This window comes from Halobacillus andaensis, assembly GCF_014636475.1.
Taxonomy (GTDB): domain Bacteria; phylum Bacillota; class Bacilli; order Bacillales; family Halobacillaceae; genus Halobacillus_A; species Halobacillus_A andaensis.
On sequence record NZ_BMEL01000005.1, the window covers coordinates 41,796 to 60,534 of the forward strand.

An 18,739-nucleotide genomic window follows, 5' to 3' on the forward strand; every position below is an offset into this window, starting at 1 on the left:
ACCATTGCCCAGGAACGCCTTACTTATATTTTTCCATAAAATCCGTGTCAATTTTGTGTTTCAACTTCCAGGCTTGACGCCCATATAAAGAAAAACTTCCATATAGCAGAAACCCTTTCTTATCTCCAACAGATAAAATGTAAAGCACGTTTTTTTGCGGCTCATACTTTTGAAGCGCCTCTCCTTCGAAGTAAGCCTTGAGGTTATTGTATAGGATAGGTCCCTGCTTCACAGCATGAACACCGCTTTTATCTATATGAGGGTTGGAGCGCAGCGTCACACAATCGCCAGCCCCAAAGATGAAATTATAATCTTCAAACTGGAGCGTGGGCCGAACATAAGCAAATCCTTTATCATCAAGTTTAATCGAGGTTGCCTCAAATACCGGATCACCGATCGGTCCTCCAAGCCACAATACTCCTGTATGCCGAACACGATTGTTTGCACTCGTTATAATATAATCATCATGGATATGGATGACTTCTTCCTTTTCCCACAATTGAACGCCCGTTTCTTCTAATAACGACTTTACCTTGCGCGACGAGCGTCTGGGAAATGCAGATAAGACCTCACTAGATGAAACGAGCTTTACGTGGCCATCAATGTTGTTCTTATTCTTATACATTTGAATGGATATGGCAAGCTCGCACCCAGCGGCCCCTCCTCCCACAACAATTGGTGTTGTCGTTTCTCTAAGCTCATTTATTCGATCGATAAATTGATAATTTGGCTTCACCGAGCGTGCAATAGAAGTGGTGAAATCAGGTGGAAGGCTTCTCGAACCAATATCAAAGCTGATGACATCGAAAGGGTAAACCGCGCCTCCCTCACAAAAGAGCTTTTTACGCTCAGGAATAATGTGCGTTGCTTGTTTTCGCACGAAATTCACTCCATATTTTTTGGTAAGTTCACGAAGATTCACGCGGATTTGCTCCTCTGTGTAAAGTCCTTCGGTATAGCCAGAAAACATACCCGAATAATATTGATATTCAGAGGGAGAAATTAAGCATATTTCTAAATTTTCAATGGGGTCATCGTCATACTGACGGATCACTTCCAAATGGGCATGCCCCGCTCCCACTAACAATAAGCGTTTTTTCATTTAACGATCCCCTCCGCTGCCTTCCCGTTCATTATGGTAAAAACACCCACATGGTTGTAACCATGCGGGTGCTTCTTTACTTACAAATGCCCTTGTAAGAACTCTTCCACTTCTTCTGGAGTCTTAGCATAGGCACTGTGCAAATGCCCGATCTTTTCTCCGTTTTGGAAAATTAAAATACTTGGAATGCCCATAACTTCGTACTCCTCTGCAATAGCAGGAACTTCATCTCTATTCACGTCGTACCAGTTGTAGTTCTTATATTCCTCTAAAATATCACCGATAAACATATCCATCCGGCGACAATCCGGGCACCAATCCGCCTGAAATTTAACCATCACAGGCTGGCTGCTTTGAATAACGTTTTGAAACTCATCTTGCGTATGAATGGATTTCATCTTACCAAATTCTCCTTTGCCAACTTAATCTATTCCTATCATAAATGAAAATGAGGCAGGTGTCTTATGATTGGCTCACTTATACTCTACTCTTCCCAATAACCATGCTGCTGATAATCCACTAACAAAGGTCACAATACTTACTCCCCACATTAACCCGCTTTCAGGAACTCCAGGAAAAATTACAAAGACCGAGCCGACGACTAGTCCAATGATTAAACCAAAGGTTGCTGAAGTATAGTTTTCAAGGAAGAACTTAATGATTTTACTCATCACCATAATTCCGATTAAAATTCCAAGCCCTACGACAAGAATAATGTCCAGTCGAAGGTTAGAAATACCTGAAATGATCGTGCTGTACATCCCAATAATAAGCAATAGGAAGGACCCGCTTATCCCCGGCAGAATCATTGCGCTGCTCGCTAACCAACCAGAAAAGAACAATCCAATATACGAAGCCAAAGAAAGATTCGTCATTGGGTCTCCTTCGGATGTTTGAAAAATGGCCATTGATGCGACAAGCAAAGCACCGATTAATAAAATGCCATAGTGCTTTCCTTCAAACTGATGCTTCATATCCGCTTTGTGCGTTAAGTATGGAATGACTCCAATAATTAACCCTAAGAAAAAGAATTGAGTCGGACCTGGATAGTGTTCAAACAACCACTCAATTAGGTTGGCCAATAACAAAATGGACGTTCCTATACCGATCCCTAACGGAAGAAGAAATTTAAGGTGTTTCTTCCACTCCCTGCTGAAAAAGCCATTTACCGACTCAATTAGTTGATCATAAATGCCTAACACTACTGCAATTGTGCCGCCGCTTACACCAGGAACTACATCACTAGCACCCATAAGCATTCCACGATAAATATTCTTCCACTTCATAACTTTGTTCTCCTTCTCCTGCGTAATCGTCACTTTATTTATTTTATCAAAGTTTTACCAGATTCATAGCTTAACTCCACAAAATAAGACTGCAGACGGATCATCTACAGTCTTATTTTGTACACTTGATTATATGTTGTCTTTTTCTAAACTAGCACGGTCTGCTCGTAAAGCTTTATACAACGATACAACCATTAAAATCATAATAAACGAAAAAGGAAAAGCGGCTGAAATAAGAGCGTTTTGTAAAGCTTGCAATCCACCTGTATAAAGAAGGACAGCTGCCATAGAGGATTGGGCAAGCCCCCAAACGAATTTAACCATCGTTGGCGGCGTAAGCGATCCATTGGTCGTCTGCATCCCTAAAACAAATGTAGCCGAATCAGCTGACGTAATGAAAAATGTACCGATGAGCGTCATGGCGATAATTGACATAATAAGTCCCAATGGATATTGATCAAAAACACCAAACAAGGCTTGCTCAGTAGCCAGTCCAGCAATATCAGCTACTTCATTTTGCTGAAGATCAATGGCTGACGATCCAAATGCAGAGAACCAAAGGAAACCTACAATGGATGGGACAAGTAAGACGCCGGATAAAAACTCTCGAATCGTTCTTCCTTTTGAAACACGAGCAATAAATATCCCTACAAATGGTGACCAGGCGATCCACCAAGCCCAATAGAAGACGGTCCAATCATTAATCCATGTTCTTGCGTCCTCACTTTCCGGGGCTAAACGGAAACTCATCGATGGCAAGTTTTTCAAATAAGCCCCAATGGTATCCGTAAAGATATTCATAATCATTAAAGTAGGACCAATGATCAGCATAAGTACTAAAAGAGTAAGGGCGAGCACCATGTTCGTATTACTTAAATATTTAATCCCCTTACTTAGTCCTGTATATGCGGAAATCATAAATAATACGGTAACAACTCCAATAATAATCAATTGGAGAGTAAACGATTCTTCCATACCCGTTAAATAAGTAAGTCCTCCATTTATTTGTGCAGCTCCAAATCCAAGGGTCGTGGCTACCCCGACGATTGTTGCAAAAACAGCAATGACATCTACTACTTTTCCCCATGGTCCCTTCATACTTTGACCAAAGAGCGGCTCTAAAGTAGCACTGATTAAGGCAGGTGCTCCTCGTCTAAACTTAAAGTAAGCTAAGACAAGCGCTACAATGGCATAGATTCCCCAGGCATGAACCCCCCAGTGAAAATATACAAACTGCATCGCTTCTCCCATAGCTTCAGGAGTCCCGGCCTCTTCCGTCGGAGGGTCGGTGCCAAAGAAATAAACAGGTTCTGCCGCACCCCAGAACACAAGGCCAATTCCCATCCCAGCACTGAAGAGCATCGCAAACCAAGTAGGATAGCTATAGTCAGGGGTGTCTGATTTCTTACCAAGCTTGATCTTTCCATAGGGACTAATAATCATATACAAACAAAAGACGACAAATCCCGTAACAATTAATAAATAATACCAGCCGAAATGAACGGAAAGATAGGCCTGGATCGAACCCGTAATGCTTTCTAAATTTGACGGTGCTATAGCGCCCCATACTACCGCAAATACAGCAATAGATAAAGTAGCCCAAAATACAGAAGTGATTTTGTTCATTGATTTCTCCTTTCACGCTTCATTTAATTGTTGTTTGCAGAAATAAGTAGAGGATTGTCGAACAGAGGGGTATGACTACAAATTACCCCATTGCTAGAAAAATAAACAAGCAACGGTGCTTTGTACTAATACAAAAGACTTTCCAGCCAATGGTGCTTGGGCTGGTGAATAATTAGCGCCTGCTTCAACCATTCCTTCTGCTGCTCATTTAAATAAGGGAACACAGACTGAAAATCCTGCTCGTCTTTATCCTGTGTATTTTTAGCTTTATATAAAAGTACAATTTCTGGATTTAGATAAGGGATGCCATGCTCTGACTGTAAATTCATTCGATTCAGCGGAAACGTGATTTGAGGGTCTCTGCGGAATTTCCATTTTTCCTTAGATTTCAGATTCAGGAGAATTTCCAGCTTCGCCTCTTCGCGATGAGCGTGAATCTCGTGAATATGTTCTTCCAATGATTCATCTACATTCTCTTCTATCATTCGAGAGCGATCGACGACAAAGGTTCTCCAATTCTGGAGCCATTCTGATAAGGGCAATAAGTCTTCTCGAAAAACAGCGGCTTCAATATCCTCATGCTCTCTCGTTTCTTCTCCAATATGTAAATCAATCGCCCAGCCGCCAGCTATCAGCCACTTCCCTTCAAAATCTTCCATGAATTCTTTTACTTGTAAACAAGGCTCAAACATACATATCGCTCCTTTCTTTGTAATCTACCTTTCCCTAAAAAAAGAATTCTACAACACCCTTTCGTTTTCTGACTAATCTGATAAAATGTTTCAACAAGAGGTTTTACCATGTGAAAGGGTCAATGGATTAAGGATTGGCCTGCAGCACGTCAAGTTTACCCCCGTTCCTTCAGGGTATAGGAAATACAATACTACCCACCATCCCCTTCACAAAGCCCCCTCATTCCAAAATTCTCGATAGGAAGGTCCTATATGAAAATACACGTGAGAAATCCTGTCTTTTTAATCTCAGCGCTCATCATTTCCATACTTGTCATCATAGGTGCAACAGACTCTGAACGTTTTGGAAACGTATCAGAGATGTTATTTGAATTTACCACCACCAACTTCGGGTGGTTCTATTTACTTTCTGTATTTATGTTTGTCGTATTCTTAACCACCTTAGCTCTCAGTAAGTATGGAAAAATAAAATTAGGACCCCCAAACTCAAAGCCTGAGTATTCCTTTTTCACTTGGATCGGTATGCTGTTTTCAGCTGGATTTGGGGCTGGCCTTGTCTTTTGGGGAGTAGCTGAGCCAATGAGCCACTTGCTGGAAACTCCTTTTCATAATGTGGATGGTAATACGGAAGAGGCTGCTCGAATCGCTATGGGTTATTCATTCTTTCACTGGGGCGTAAGTCAATGGTCTGTCTTCGCCATAGTAGGATTGCTTATAGGCTTTCTGCAATTTCGCAAAAACAAGCAGGGTCTCATTTCTACAGCTACTGAGACGGTATTAGGTAAAAACAAAACCGTCGCTTATACGATCGACTCGCTAGCCGTAATTGCTACCGTAATGGGGATTGCCACTTCTCTGGGTCTAGGTATTTTACAAATGAATGGTGGATTACAGGCCGTCTTTAATGTGCCAAATTCCCTCTGGATTCAGCTTGTTATTACAGGGGTGCTTTTAATCATTTACCTTTTCTCATCGAGTACAGGGATAAATAAAGGAATCAAATGGCTGAGCAACGTGAATCTAGGCCTGTGCCTTGTTTTGCTCGTGTTTGTATTTATTACAGGCCCTACGGTCTTTATTTTAAACAGCTTCACCTTAGGGATCGGCGATTACCTCACGAACTTTATTTCGTATAGCTTACGGATTTCTCCTTACGGGGAAGAAGGAGAATCCGCATGGCTTCAAGAATGGACGATTTTTTACTGGGCCTGGGTGATTGCCTGGTCACCTTTTGTCGGATCTTTTGTAGCTCGAGTATCTAGAGGAAGAACGATTCGGGAGTTTATTGGAGGTGTGCTGATTGTCCCTCCGCTTATTGCTTGTTTCTGGATTGCAGCATTTGGCGGAACTGGACTTCACAGTGATTTGATGAATGGAACTCAAATTGCTGAAGTGGTCATTGAAGATGAAACGTTAGCGTTGTTTGAAATGTACAATCATCTCCCTCTGTCTTCGCTTTTATCCGTCCTTTCCCTATTGCTCATCGCTACTTTCTTAATTACGTCGGCTGACTCAGCAACTTATATTTTAGGGAGTATGACCACAAACGGCAGTTTAACTCCTCCACTTGCGATAAAGATGGTATGGGGCGTTTTAATGGCTGCGATTGCCGGCGTTCTTCTCGCAGCTGGAGGGTTGAACGCTCTTCAAACTGCTTCACTAGTGGCTGCCCTTCCCTTTACGATTATTATTTTCATTTTCGCCTACGCCTTCTTTATTATGATCCGGCGTGAGCCTTTACCTGAACGCAAACCCATCCCTAAAAAAAGGGTATAAAACAAGGGGTTCCTATACTAGCAAATCGTTCTCATAATGAGGAGAAAAAAGAATAGCAAAAGTAGAACCAAAAAGACTCTTTCCAAGGGTCCAGTTATGATAGTCATGATTTTAAGCCTGTATCACCTTTTGTTCTCACATCTATTTAAACCTCAAAAAAAAGAATCTCAGAGCCATAAACTCTGAGATTCTTTTTTAAACTATTTTGCTTTTATAGAAAAGCAATTCGATAATCCCTGACAAATTCTTTCATACCTATCGGTTCTCGTTGAAGAATTTTTTCCGCGTCTAAACTGATTCGCTTTGAAACCCCATTCTTTGCTGTTATATAATAATTGGCCAGCTTTTCTACGTAACTTTTAGAATAACCGCAAAGGTGGGCTTCATTGATAAAATCATGCTTAGAAGGGTTCATATATTGAATGTCCACTCCTAATTCTTTTGACAGAATATCAGCAACCTTATAAAACGTAAGGGCTTCTTTTCCCGTGATCTTATAGGCATCTTTGGAATAGGATTTTCCTAATAACATTGAAAAGGCAGCCTGGCCCACGTCTCGGCTATCCACAAAACTTATTTGAGCTTCCCCCGCTGGAAGGCTTAACTGCCGGTATTCTTTTATCTTTTTTAAAGGAGTCTTTAATAATTCCTGCATATAGGAGCTGGCTCGTAAAAAAGTATAATTAAACCCCATTTGAACGATCAACTTTTCAAGTTCACGATGAGGAAGAAAAGGCATCTTCTCACAACCTAAAACCGATAAAAACACAATTCGACTGACTCCACAGCGTTTGGCTGTCTTTAGAGCCTGCTCGACCGGCTTATATTCGTTCACGCTAGAAGGGCAGGTTAGAAACATGCTCTTTACTCCTTTAAAAGCAGGAGCATGGGTAGAAGGATCATGAAAATCAAAATGGACGCATTCTATTTTTGGATCATTAAAAATTTTCTCTGCTGCTAAAGGATTTCGAGAAGCTCCACGAAACGATACTTCCTTATCGAGCAGCCAGCTGGCGAGTTCTCTCCCAACATAACCTGTTACCCCTGTAATTAGCATGATGTCTACGCCCCTTTCAGTAACAGATAATATCCTTATATGTACCACACAAAACCATGACTAATCCTTAATTAGCCTATTATAGTTAAAAAACTTGCGTAACAAGAAACCAAATGTTCCAAACCGAGAGAAACCAAACGAGTCCTTTCTCTATAGATGACCCAGTTTTAAACGTAAATAAAAACCGAAAGTGCTTTCTATAAATAGGATAAAATAATGGAATGCCTCTTTTCGTCATATAATCACCAAGTAAGTGCGAAACCACTCCAGTTATGAAACCGAAGAAATAAAAAGAAGGCACGTCGAAAAAATGAGTAATGATTACGTGATAAATGGTGAGAATTCCAATAAATAAGACGGAATGTGTCATTTTCCGATGACTTTTCACCATAACAAGTAAAGGAGCCATCAGCATGACAAAAACCTTCAATTCTTCTCGATATTGGTCGAGATATTCAGGTGCAAACAAGTAGAATCCAAAAGCGAGTAATAAGATGAAGATAAGGATTCGCCAAAAATGATACCCAAGCTTAGATCGCGGCGTATCAATATCAGGTAAAAGCGAACCAAATAATACAAATATCATAAATAATACAGCTTCAAATGGGGTGTCAGGAACTAGACCCATTTGAGGCAGGATGGTCATAACGATAAGACCACTGCTTAAGCCTAGAGCTTGATGTCCGGGTGCTAACATGATGGCGGTTTTCTCCTCCAGATAATTTACGCCCTAAACGTAATAATGAGGGCTTCTTCTATATTATCTGAATCCATTTCTGGCGTAAACCAAATAGAGAACATCCATTCGCTTCGACACTCCAAAATAAAAAGAGCTGCCAACAAAGAGCAGCTCTTTCTTTTAACAATCTTTTTCAGGCAGACCAAGCATTTGAAACTTGGGTCCTTCCATCGTTTGCTTGCCATCAACCGTTAGTTCCTCCGTTAAGTGAAGAATTCTTCGGTCGATCGCAACGGGAATAGAGTTAATACGCTCCAATTCATCATCCGCTTCCGGGTCTGCTATCGTCAAGCCTATATCCGGCTCACCACAGCCATAACCAGCGAAATATAAGCGCAATACCCCTTCTCCGACGTCCTCTAAAATCTGGTTCAATAAGTCACGGGCTTCATCTGTAATTTTCATTTGAAGAATCCTCCCCTTACCCCTGCTGTATACTTTTATTATGAGGGTTTATGTGCATTTCTAGTAAAAATATGCTCACTACGCTCGAGGAGGAAAATCCGCTAAAAGAAACAAGCCCCCTAAAATGGAGGCTTGTCGTTTATTTAAGAAGGATTATACGGCTTTCGCATTTAGCTCCACGTCAATGTTTCCTCTTGTTGCTTTAGAATAAGGGCAGAAATCGTGTGCGTCTTTCACAAGTTTTTCTGCTTCATCTTGAGAAACACCTTTTACACTTACATTTAAGATGACACCAATTTTAAACCCATCGTCAGATTCATCTTTAATAAGGCTGACATCCGCCTTCGTTTCGGATTCAATATCTTTGTCCTGTTTACTGGCAATAAGATTTAATGCGCCATCAAAGCAAGCGGAATAACCGGCCGCAAATAGCTGCTCAGGGTTTGAGCCTTCCTCGTTGCCGCTTCCCGGCATAACAAGATTTACATCAATGATGCCGTCATCTGATTTTACATGACCTTCGCGACCTCCACTAGCTGTTGCGTGTGAAGTAAACATTACATTACTCACTATAATCACTCCTTGAGTTTGTTAAATCGTTTCACAACTAGTATGTACCTCAAATTGGGTTCCACTAAACCTCATCGCTTTTCATCCAATTGAAATTCTTCCTTTAATGACGGTGGAGCCATTTTTACGATCTGCTGCAATATAAAGGCAAGGACGGCGGCATCATCCACGAGCCCAATAAATATAAAGAAATCAGGGATTAGATCCCATGGAAAAACAATATACCCCGCCATCAGAGCTACCGATATTACTTTTTTATCTGTACCCACTTCTTCCGATCGAAAGAATCGAATTAAAAAGGGAATCGACTTCTTCAAATTAGCTAAAAACTTAATTCTTCGCCACATTCTCAACATAGGCACTTGCACCTCCTCTTAGTCACAATTGCTAATTTTGCACGTATGATTTAACATAATGAATGATATGAAACGTTAGAAATTCCATTGATACTTGAACCTGCTAAAGGGGAGTCCACTGATGAAAATTCTTCTTCTAAACGGAACCATTGTTGGTACTAAAACCAAAACCTTATTAATTGAAATTGAAAAATATATCAAAAAGCTTCAAGAGAATTATGATACGAAACTCATCAATCTTGAAGATTACGAACTTCAATTTGTCGATGGCCGTCCTTTCGACCAGTACAACGAAGACATGAAGTATTTGATTGAAGAAATGGAACAAGCTGATGCTTACGTCATTTCCACTCCTATTTTTCAAGGTTCAATTCCCGGTACATTAAAAAATTTATTCGATGCTGTTTCCCCTCTGGCCATGCGTCACAAACCAGTTTCTATTGTTGCCAATGGAGGAACCTTGCAGCACCACCTCGTGATCGAAAACCAGCTAAAGCCTATTTTAAATTATTTCCGTTGTCTTGTGACACCAAACTATGTCTATACTCACACGAATCACTTTTCCACACAAGGCGAATTAATTGATGAAGATGTTCATAATCGCCTCAATGAAATGACACGCGTTTTCCACCAATACATCCAAATGAGCAAAGATATATAAAAAATCCTCATGGTCGTTCAGTCCATGAGGATTTTTTATCCTAAAATTTTACCTATATAATTCTGAGTTTCTTTAAAAGGAGGCACTCCTCCGTATTTATCAACGTTCCCCGGGCCTGCATTATAGGCAGCCAAAGCAAGCTTTGCATCCCCGTCATAACGGTCCAACATCTGCTTTAAATACTTGGTGCCACCCATGACGTTCTCCTTTGGATCAAACGCATTCGTTACCCCTAACCCTTTAGCTGTGGCTGGCATCAACTGCATGAGACCCTGGGCTCCAACTGGACTCACCACATTAGGATCAAAATTCGATTCAGCTTTTACAACCGCACGGACCAGCGATTCATCTATCTCATTTACTGATGAAGCTTCTTTAATTAATTGATCCACATCCTGATTTTCCACATTAACCTCTCTGGTACTCGGGCTTGGGCTCGAAGCTGCTTCAGAAGAGGAACGATTAGACATATGTATAGCAGGAGGTGGCTGAAAAGCATTAAAACTAGTTAAATTCGGCTTGCTCGAGTGAGAGCTGTAAGACTCTGCAGACGGAGCTAAAAAAATGTCCAGCATGTCCTGAAAAGAAGCATCTCCATTGCTTGAGGATGAAGATTGAGATTTATGATCTCCACTCACTAAAGACATCGCTTGCATATGCATAAAATGACGAATTGCATGAAAGTCCATCGGTTCACCTCAATCGTTATGATTAACTTAATTTTACAGTAAAACCTAAAAGGACACAATCTTTGTTTGTAAGATAACAACTCCCATAATCACCCAAAACTTGAGAAAGTTTTTATACTATACAGTCGTTAATCGACTCTTTTCGAAAGATTTTTCCCAAAACAAAAAAGCTTCTATCGATGATATAATGACAATTAGCAAAAGAGATACCTCTTATCTTGAATAGTTGTATTCAAGGCGTCTGGTCATATGTTCTCAAACATAGCAAGACTCTCTTTTGTCTCTAATGTCGTATCACCCTTTCTATTCTTTGTCGGAAGAATAGACCTGTAGATTTCATGGCAGGCTTACTCTAACATTGAGAAGGCTTTCTGCCATCCCCCTTCCGTGAGCGATTCAAAGAAGGGGGCTTTTTTTGTATAAAAACCTCGTTTTATCAGCGAGCTCAGGCTGTTGAAAAAGGTTAGAAGAATATAATTTAGGGATTATATGGTAGTTCCTTCATTTTTGTCTGGAGAAAAAGGAACAGGAAAGAAGTGCCGCTTTCCGCGGGGCATGACGGAAAGTCTCCTCGGTCTGCGACCTGCGGGACCTCTCCTGTCTGCTCGTCCCGCAGGAGTCGTCACTTTTTCCGTTCCTTTATCAAAATAAGCTTTTGGAACTATCGATAGATGCCCTCCTGCAAACGCTGTTTCCATAAGGGCACAGCTTAGGCAAGTGATTTTTTATTGACTATTATCAAAGGGTTTAGGAAACGACATTAGGCACGTCCTCAATCTCTTTCTGCGATGTAAAACCAACGAAGTAGTTCAGGTGTGCCAACATACGAAACTTTCTCATGCATTAAAAAATGTAGAGAAAACTAAGGTTTCTCTACAAACTAAGCTCGCTTAATCAGCGAGCTTTTAATCAATAATCACTTCTATATGCTGGGGCTTCACTTCCATCGTTACAGGTAAAAGGTCTCCTTCTTCCCCATCAACATTGGTGTGGAGTTTTTCTGAAGAAGTAACGTGCAGCTTCTTAGCTTTAAAATATTCAACATCTTTATCTTCTTTAAGAGTTCCTCTTAAAACCGATGTCACGATAGAAGCCATTCTGATCATGTTCACATTCTTTACGACATAGCAGTGCAATACTCCATCATTTACTTTTGCTTCAGGAGAAAGCTTTTCAAAACCGGCCGTTGATTTCGTAAGTGCCGCAAGGAATAAGAAGGATTCTCCTTCCCATACTTTATCGTCATATTCGATACGTAAAGGATAAGCATTGGTTGAAGCTAATGTTTTCGCCCCTTCCATTAAATAAGCCAGGGGACCGAATTTTGTCTTTTGCTCTGGTGAAACTTCTGATGTTGCTTCAGCAATTGATCCTACAGCTACAATATTCACGAAGTACCTCTCATTAAAACTACCTATATCCACCTTTTTTGTAAGGTCAGATTTTAATGTTTCTATCGCCTCTTTGGGGTCTAACGATATGTTTAATGCTCGAGCAAAATCATTCACTGTACCTAGTGGCACAATGCCAAGCTTAGGACGGTGCTTTTGATCGACCATTCCATTAATTGTTTCGTTAAGGGTTCCATCTCCTCCCAGTGAGACAACTAGATCGTATTCATCTTTACATGCATCTGAACAATACTGAGTTGCATCTAATTCCTTTTCTGTTTGAACCGTATTTACCTTATATTCTTTCGCTTCCAGAATCTCTTCAATTTGTTCCACGTAATCTACAGCTTCTTCTTTACCTGAAGAAGGATTTACGATAATCATTGCCTGCTTCACGAGACCCTCTCCTTCCTCTTCAAAAGCCACACAGCTTATCTGTTTTTCTTATCTATTTTTCCATCTGGTGAAAAAATCCCATCCGGTGAAAAACCTATAGAGTTGATAAATCCCTGCGTCATCGTATCTTCTGATGAATGTCCTATTTCTATTCGGTCGACTTGTCTATCTCTCAACCATTTTAATAAGGACTGAACTAATTCTGAGCCTATCCCCTCTCGACGATAAAATTCATCGACGAATACTTCTTCTATTTTCCCTATGGTATCTTCATTATCTTGAGAAGCTTCCCCAAAGCCATACCCAACTACATTTCCGTTTTCTTCTGCTACAAGAAGCCGGCAATTAGGGTTTTCGTTAAATAAATGGTCCGCCGCCCAGTCTTTTTTATTCTTCAGTCTCTTGGCACTTTGAGTATCATCTTTATTTAGTTTGGTCCACGTATAATCCACTGCATACTTAGTTACATGCATTAAATCTTTTTCGACTGGTTTCCTAACAATAGCCATACCTAAACCATCCTTTCAAAGATTATCCTTTTAATACATCTTGATATTTTTGTTCATCACTAAGCACTTTTTCTGCAAAGGAACACACAGGCTTAATTTTTTTATCGTTTTCCCTCGCATAGTGAACTGCATGTTCCACAAGCTCTGTAGCCAGGCCTTCACCTTGCTCCTGCGGATTAACATGGGTGTGAGTAATAATAATGAGTGACCCTTCTTCCTCAAAAGCTAATTCTGCTATCGTTTGATTTTCTTCATTTATATAAAAACGTCCTTTATCTTCTTGAATATGTGACATTGCTATCATCCTTTCCCTCCCTTATATACCCTTAACTTTAGAAAGCTATGCCATGATTTAACTAATTTCTTTTGTTAAAATAAAAGGTAAAGAGGTGAAACGATGACAACTACTATAGCTATTATTCAAATGCATATCGAACTTGGGAAGCCTGAAACGAATCGCCAACAAGCTCTCCCGCGAATCAAGGACGCCGTCTTAGAAGGAGCGGAAGTAATCGTCCTTCCTGAATTATGGACGACAGGCTATGACCTGAGCCGTTTTGACGAGATTGCAGAACCCCTTGACGGCCCTACCCACCAAATGATGATCGAACTCGCCAAACAGCACAGTGTCACGATTACCGGTTCAGTTGCAGAAAAAGATAACGGTCATTTTTATAATACACTAGTCGCTTATGACCCTGACGGTAATCGTATTTTAAATTATCGTAAAGCTCATTTATTCCGTTTAATGGATGAAGAGAAATATTTGAATTCCGGTAACCAAAAAGGAAATTTCACGTTGAACGACACCCTTGTTGCAGGCGTCATTTGTTATGATATCCGTTTCCCTGAATGGATTAGGACGCACATGCTCAATGGCGCCAGAGCGCTGTTTGTTGTCGCAGAGTGGCCAAAACCAAGAGTCGAACATTGGAGAAACATTCTGATCAGCCGTGCCATTGAAAATCAAAGCTTCGTCATCGCTTGTAACCGAGTAGGCGCTGATGAAAACAATGAATTTGGCGGTCATTCAATTGTGATCGACCCGTGGGGAAATGTTGTGGCTGAAGCTGGAGAACAAGAAGAAATCTTACTGTGCGAGGTAGATTTTTCAAGAGTAGAAGCTATTCGTGAACAAATCCCTATTTTTCAAGACAGACGTCCTGACTTATACGAATAAAAAAAGCCCTGCTTTAGGCTTTTCAGGCTGTCGAGAAAGTTTTCGACAGCTTTTTTTTATCCTCTCCTTTATCCTAGAGATCGAACAGGTTCGGTTAAACTGCCTCCACCATGAAGGCAAATGGAAGAATCGACTTCGGGGCAAGAATAAAAAACTTGTAGAAAAACCTTGAGTTTATCTACAAGCTGAAAATCCCTTTTTAATTAATAAACTTTATCCTGATAGAAATAATTAGGTGTATCCATACGGTCTTCAAACGATTGGTGAAAAATTTTTGTGGAAGCCGGGGAGAGTGGCGGTATGAGCCACGTCCAATCCCCTTTAGCTTCACGCCCGCATTTCTGCTCTTTTGATAAGAATAATTGGAATTGCTGAGCAGCACTATGATGATCTACAATACTTACCTTATCCGTTTTATAAGAGTGAAGGACGGCTTGATTCAATTCAATTAACGCCCGATCCTTCCACAACGTAGTATTTCTGCGTGTATTCAATCCCATTCCTTCGGCTACAACAGGAAGTAAATTGTAACGAAAGTCGTCAGCTAAATTTCTGGCCCCGATTTCCGTTTCCATGTACCAGCCATTAAACGGAGCGGCGGTATAGTGAATCCCGCCAATTTCTAAACACATATCGGATATAATAGGAACTGCGTACCACTTCAACTGCAGGTCTTTAAACCATTCAAACTCCGGATGTCGAAGCGGTACTTCAAGTACTTTTTCTGAAGGTATGTCATACCATTTTGGTGCACTGTCGCCTATTTGTATAACGAGTGGGAGAACGTCAAAAGCACTTCCGTCCCCTCCCCACCCTAAGCGTCGACATGCGTTCGTAAACTCAATTGATGCAGGATCCCCAACAACCCCTGTCGCTCCCTCATATCCTGCATACCGAATAAGCTGATGATTCCAAATACGCAGAGGTTTTCCATCTATAGCAGGAGGCATAATCGATATGGTGGAACGAATTCTGCCTTTATTCGTAGCATAATCAATATGATCAAACAACGCGTCTCTTACTTCCCCTTCCGTCTTTAGACTCCGATGATCAAATACCTGCAAAGTATCCCAAAAAAGCCGGCCAATACAACGGTTGCTGTTGCGCCAAGCCACCTTTGCACCATACTCCAGCTCTTCATATGTATGCTGGTACGTCCCCGTCTGATCAATAGAATCTTTCACCTCCGCCAATCGTTCCTCTATCAAAGAAGATTGATCCAACTCTGTATAACATTGACGTATAAAGGATTCTGCCTTTTGCCACATGACCTCTTCAATCCCCTCATCCCTAACGTTATCCCTATATATTATCACACTGAATGAAGACACATAAAAAAGGAGACAGCCCGTTGAAGGCTGTCAATCTCGCTAACCACCAAAGAAAAAGTCAAATATGTTACTCGCCTGAGATGCCTGCTTATTATAGAATTCCGAATAGCCGCAGTTCTTACAAAAGACGACTGTAAATTGATTGTTCTGTACATCAAACATTTTGGATAGTCCCGTTCCAGTCATCGCGACATCTTTCGAATCCGCATCCGTACTTCCACATTTGATACATCCTTGTTCACTCATCAATGACCCTCCTTATTTCTTCTTAACTAATTCATACGAATAAGATGGGCTTTGGTTTCACTTTGCTTTCCTTGCCGCCTGTTGAATCGGGTCCCATACGCTATTATATGGAGGTGCATAGGCTAGATCCAGTTCGATTAATTGATCCACAGACATTTGATGATAGAGCGCTGTGGCTAATACATCGATCCGTTTATCTACGCCTTCTTTTCCAATAATCTGACCACCTAATAACGTTCGCGTTTTTTCATGATAGATCAGCTTAACGTTCATCGTTCCTTCTTTTGAATAATAACCAGCAGCATGGGTGGATTTAATAGCAACTGTCTTATATGGAATGCCTTCTTGTTCCGCTTCACGAGACGAAATGCCTGTACGACCTAACGTTAAATCAAAAAACTTCAAAATGGAAGTTCCTACTATGCCCTGAAAACTTTTATGCTCATTGACGATATTTAACCCCGCAATCTGTCCTTGTTTATTCGCGTGGGTGCCAAGCGGTATGTAATCGTGCCGCTCTTTAATTCGGTGATATTGGGTAGCACAGTCGCCAGCAGCATATATATCCATAATACTTGTTTCCATAAATCCGTTGACTTGAATCGCGTCGTTATAACTCTTATATATACCTGTATCTTCTAGAAATGATGTGTTTGGCGTCACGCCAACGGCTACTAACACCTGGTCCGCCGGATAACGTCCTTTATCCGTCACTACACATTCCACTCGACCTTCTCCCTCGAATCCTTCTACAGAGTCGCCAAGGGACAGCTCCATTCCATTTCTTTTTGCTTCTTGGTGAACGAGTTCCCCCATTTCTTCATCAAAAATCTTCGCAAGCTGAGCTCCGCGGTCTATGATGCGGACATTCTTCCCAATATTTACAAGGTTCTCAGCCATCTCTAGCCCAATATAACCTCCGCCAATTATAGCAACATCTTGTACATCCTTATTTAGATCCTCTATGATCGTTTCTGCATCAGGGATCGTCTTTAATGGAAAGATACCATCGAGATGCTTTCCTTCCCACGGTGGCATAATTGGATCGGCACCTGTGGCTACAAGCAATCGGTCATATCGCTCTTCGAATTCCTCTCCACTGGCATGATCAATGCCATGAACGATTTTATGATCACAATCGACACGTGTTACTTCATGAAGGACTCGGGCATCAATTCCGTACTTTTCGCGAAAGGTTTCAGGAGTTCTTGCAATTAAATCGTCTGTAGAATCGACTTCTCCTCCGATAACGTACGGCAGTCCACACTGCCCGTAAGAATAAATTTCGCCACGTTCTAAAGTAACCACTTCATTCCCCTCACTATTTCTCACCATTTGCATCGCTGCACTCATTCCTGCAGCATCGCCTCCAATAATAACAATCTTCAAATTCATCACACCTTTCTCTTTAGTTATACCCCAAAATCCCATGCGGCAAAAACGTCCTCTTTACAAATAACATTGAGCACGTTAGTATAAATTATTAAACTTTTCAAAAAATGAATAAAGGGAGGATCTTATGAAAGAATTCCAGCAATCTGATGCTTTAGCTCGCTTGCCTGAACAGTTTTTTGCCAAGCTCGTCAAAAAACTTTATACATATCAGCAACAGGGGCATGATTTAATCAACCTAGGTCAAGGAAACCCAGACCAGCCTACCCCTGACCATATTGTGAAATCCTTACAGAAAGCAGCTGAAAACCCGGTTAATCACAAATATTCTCCTTTTCAAGGGTTTGATCATTTAAAAGAAGCTGTAGCTACTTATTATAAAAGGGAATACGACGTTGACGTGGATCCTTCCAACGAAGTTGCCGTCTTATTCGGCAGCAAAGCCGGATTAGTCGAATTGAGTCAATGCTTTTTAAACGAGGGAGACGTGGCCCTCGTGCCAGACCCTGGATACCCAGATTACTGGTCAGGTGTGGCCCTCGCCAATGGTGTTATGGAGCCGCTCCCTTTACTTGAGGAAAATGGGTTTCTTCCTAATTACGATAAGATTGATCAAGAGACCTTACAAAAAGCGAAACTTATGTTTTTAAATTACCCGAACAACCCAACGTCAGCCGTTGCCAATGAAGCATTTTTTGAAGAAACGATTGCCTTGGCTGATCAGCAGGACATTTGCGTCGTCCACGACTTTGCTTATGGAGCCATCGGTTTTGATGGGGATAAACCATTAAGCTTTCTGCAAGTCCCTGGAGCTAAAAACGTTGGAGTTGAAATTTACACCATGTCTAAAACCTATAACATGGCAGGCTGGCGTATCGCTTTTGCGGTTGGTAATCCGAGTGTCGTACAAGCCTTAGAACTCATTCAAGACCATTACTATGTCAGTTTGTTTGGGGCGGTACAAGATGCAGCTGCTACCGCATTGCTCGATTCTCAACAATGCGTGGAAGACCTTAAAGAGACGTACGAAAAAAGAAGAAACTTATTAGTCACTGGTTTACAAGAAGCTGGATACGAAATTACACCGTGCAAAGGGTCTTTCTTTATGTGGCTTAAGGTTCCTGAAGGGTACACGTCCGAATCTTTTGCAGATGAACTTCTAGATAAAGTCGGATTGTTTGTCGCTCCTGGCGTTGGCTTTGGAGAATACGGCGAATTCTATGTCCGCATTGGTCTTAACAACTCTGAAGAACACCTTCGAGAAGCTGTGCATCGCTTTAAAAAATTTAAAGAAGAGCAGTAAAAAACCGGAGCCGTCTCAGCTCCGGTTTTCTG

21 protein-coding genes are annotated in these 18,739 nt (G+C 41.1%); 4 read left to right on the forward strand and 17 right to left on the reverse strand.

Features of this window, described 5'->3' with window-relative positions; all coding sequences use genetic code 11:
- Positions 1–19 precede the first annotated feature (19 nt).
- From IEV27_RS17975 to IEV27_RS17995, 5 genes are all read right to left on the reverse strand, one after another.
- Complete coding sequence (locus tag IEV27_RS17975) at positions 20–1,102, reverse strand: FAD-dependent oxidoreductase (protein ID WP_188378906.1); 1,083 nt, start codon at positions 1,100–1,102, stop codon at positions 20–22.
- A gap of 80 nt (positions 1,103–1,182) precedes the next feature.
- Complete coding sequence (locus IEV27_RS17980) at positions 1,183–1,500, reverse strand: thioredoxin family protein (protein ID WP_188378907.1); 318 nt, start codon at positions 1,498–1,500, stop codon at positions 1,183–1,185.
- 75 nt (positions 1,501–1,575) lie between these two features.
- Positions 1,576–2,388, reverse strand: coding sequence for a DUF368 domain-containing protein (locus IEV27_RS17985; protein WP_188378908.1), 813 nt, complete (start codon positions 2,386–2,388; stop codon positions 1,576–1,578).
- A gap of 129 nt (positions 2,389–2,517) precedes the next feature.
- The gene (locus IEV27_RS17990; protein ID WP_188378909.1) at positions 2,518–4,014 is read right to left on the reverse strand and encodes a glycine betaine uptake BCCT transporter; all 1,497 of its coding nucleotides are present in this window, start codon (positions 4,012–4,014) and stop codon (positions 2,518–2,520) included.
- 125 nt (positions 4,015–4,139) lie between these two features.
- Positions 4,140–4,706, reverse strand: coding sequence for a nucleotidyltransferase domain-containing protein (locus tag IEV27_RS17995; RefSeq protein ID WP_229735417.1), 567 nt, complete (start codon positions 4,704–4,706; stop codon positions 4,140–4,142).
- Between the two features lie 252 nt (positions 4,707–4,958).
- Between IEV27_RS17995 and IEV27_RS18000 the strand changes: the two genes are divergently transcribed.
- Positions 4,959–6,482, forward strand: a complete 1,524-nt coding sequence (locus IEV27_RS18000; protein WP_188378910.1) for a BCCT family transporter — start codon at positions 4,959–4,961, stop codon at positions 6,480–6,482.
- Between the two features lie 211 nt (positions 6,483–6,693).
- Here the strand turns inward: IEV27_RS18000 and IEV27_RS18005 are convergent, their stop codons facing one another.
- From IEV27_RS18005 to IEV27_RS18025, 5 genes are all read right to left on the reverse strand, one after another.
- A complete protein-coding gene (locus tag IEV27_RS18005) occupies positions 6,694–7,539 on the reverse strand; it encodes an NmrA family NAD(P)-binding protein (RefSeq protein ID WP_188378911.1) in 846 nt (281 codons plus the stop codon).
- 85 nt (positions 7,540–7,624) lie between these two features.
- Positions 7,625–8,236 carry a metal-dependent hydrolase gene (locus tag IEV27_RS18010; RefSeq protein WP_188378912.1) on the reverse strand — a complete coding sequence of 204 codons (612 nt, stop codon included), beginning with the start codon at positions 8,234–8,236 and terminating at the stop codon, positions 7,625–7,627.
- A 162-nt stretch (positions 8,237–8,398) separates the two neighbouring features.
- Positions 8,399–8,683 (reverse strand): iron-sulfur cluster assembly accessory protein, encoded by a 285-nt coding sequence (locus IEV27_RS18015; protein ID WP_188378913.1) that lies wholly within the window; start codon positions 8,681–8,683, stop codon positions 8,399–8,401.
- 153 nt (positions 8,684–8,836) lie between these two features.
- Positions 8,837–9,253: an organic hydroperoxide resistance protein gene (locus IEV27_RS18020; protein WP_188378914.1), complete on the reverse strand. Its 417-nt coding sequence runs from the start codon at positions 9,251–9,253 to the stop codon at positions 8,837–8,839.
- A 71-nt stretch (positions 9,254–9,324) separates the two neighbouring features.
- Entirely contained in the window at positions 9,325–9,609 is a 285-nt protein-coding gene (locus IEV27_RS18025; RefSeq protein ID WP_188378915.1) for a YkvA family protein, read from the reverse strand.
- A 121-nt stretch (positions 9,610–9,730) separates the two neighbouring features.
- On the opposite strand from IEV27_RS18025, the gene IEV27_RS18030 reads away from it, so the two are divergent.
- On the forward strand, positions 9,731–10,270 hold the full coding sequence (locus IEV27_RS18030; RefSeq protein ID WP_188378916.1) for an NADPH-dependent FMN reductase: 540 nt from the start codon (positions 9,731–9,733) through the stop codon (positions 10,268–10,270).
- A gap of 35 nt (positions 10,271–10,305) precedes the next feature.
- On the opposite strand, the gene IEV27_RS20035 is transcribed toward IEV27_RS18030, so the two are convergent.
- The 4 genes from IEV27_RS20035 to IEV27_RS18050 form a co-directional block, all read right to left on the reverse strand.
- A complete protein-coding gene (locus IEV27_RS20035) occupies positions 10,306–10,959 on the reverse strand; it encodes a lytic transglycosylase domain-containing protein (RefSeq protein WP_281063603.1) in 654 nt (217 codons plus the stop codon).
- 905 nt (positions 10,960–11,864) lie between these two features.
- Complete coding sequence (locus tag IEV27_RS18040) at positions 11,865–12,746, reverse strand: diacylglycerol/lipid kinase family protein (protein WP_188378917.1); 882 nt, start codon at positions 12,744–12,746, stop codon at positions 11,865–11,867.
- A gap of 35 nt (positions 12,747–12,781) precedes the next feature.
- Entirely contained in the window at positions 12,782–13,255 is a 474-nt protein-coding gene (locus IEV27_RS18045) for a GNAT family N-acetyltransferase (RefSeq protein ID WP_188378918.1), read from the reverse strand.
- A gap of 22 nt (positions 13,256–13,277) precedes the next feature.
- A complete protein-coding gene (locus tag IEV27_RS18050) occupies positions 13,278–13,559 on the reverse strand; it encodes a GNAT family N-acetyltransferase (protein WP_229735418.1) in 282 nt (93 codons plus the stop codon).
- Positions 13,560–13,652: 93 nt separating this feature from the next.
- Here IEV27_RS18050 and IEV27_RS18055 point away from each other — a divergent pair, with 93 nt between their 5' ends.
- Positions 13,653–14,435 (forward strand): carbon-nitrogen family hydrolase, encoded by a 783-nt coding sequence (locus tag IEV27_RS18055; protein WP_188378919.1) that lies wholly within the window; start codon positions 13,653–13,655, stop codon positions 14,433–14,435.
- 203 nt (positions 14,436–14,638) lie between these two features.
- Here IEV27_RS18055 and IEV27_RS18060 read toward each other — a convergent pair whose 3' ends face one another.
- The 3 genes from IEV27_RS18060 to IEV27_RS18070 all read right to left on the reverse strand — a co-directional run bounded on the left by IEV27_RS18060 (position 14,639) and on the right by IEV27_RS18070 (position 17,401).
- Entirely contained in the window at positions 14,639–15,703 is a 1,065-nt protein-coding gene (locus IEV27_RS18060) for a nitric oxide synthase oxygenase (protein WP_188378920.1), read from the reverse strand.
- A gap of 102 nt (positions 15,704–15,805) precedes the next feature.
- Positions 15,806–16,012, reverse strand: a complete 207-nt coding sequence (locus IEV27_RS18065) for a zinc ribbon domain-containing protein (protein WP_188378921.1) — start codon at positions 16,010–16,012, stop codon at positions 15,806–15,808.
- A 57-nt stretch (positions 16,013–16,069) separates the two neighbouring features.
- Positions 16,070–17,401: a CoA-disulfide reductase gene (locus tag IEV27_RS18070; RefSeq protein ID WP_188379067.1), complete on the reverse strand. Its 1,332-nt coding sequence runs from the start codon at positions 17,399–17,401 to the stop codon at positions 16,070–16,072.
- Between the two features lie 130 nt (positions 17,402–17,531).
- Here IEV27_RS18070 and IEV27_RS18075 point away from each other — a divergent pair, with 130 nt between their 5' ends.
- Positions 17,532–18,707: a pyridoxal phosphate-dependent aminotransferase gene (locus IEV27_RS18075; RefSeq protein WP_188378922.1), complete on the forward strand. Its 1,176-nt coding sequence runs from the start codon at positions 17,532–17,534 to the stop codon at positions 18,705–18,707.
- Positions 18,708–18,739 lie beyond the last annotated feature (32 nt).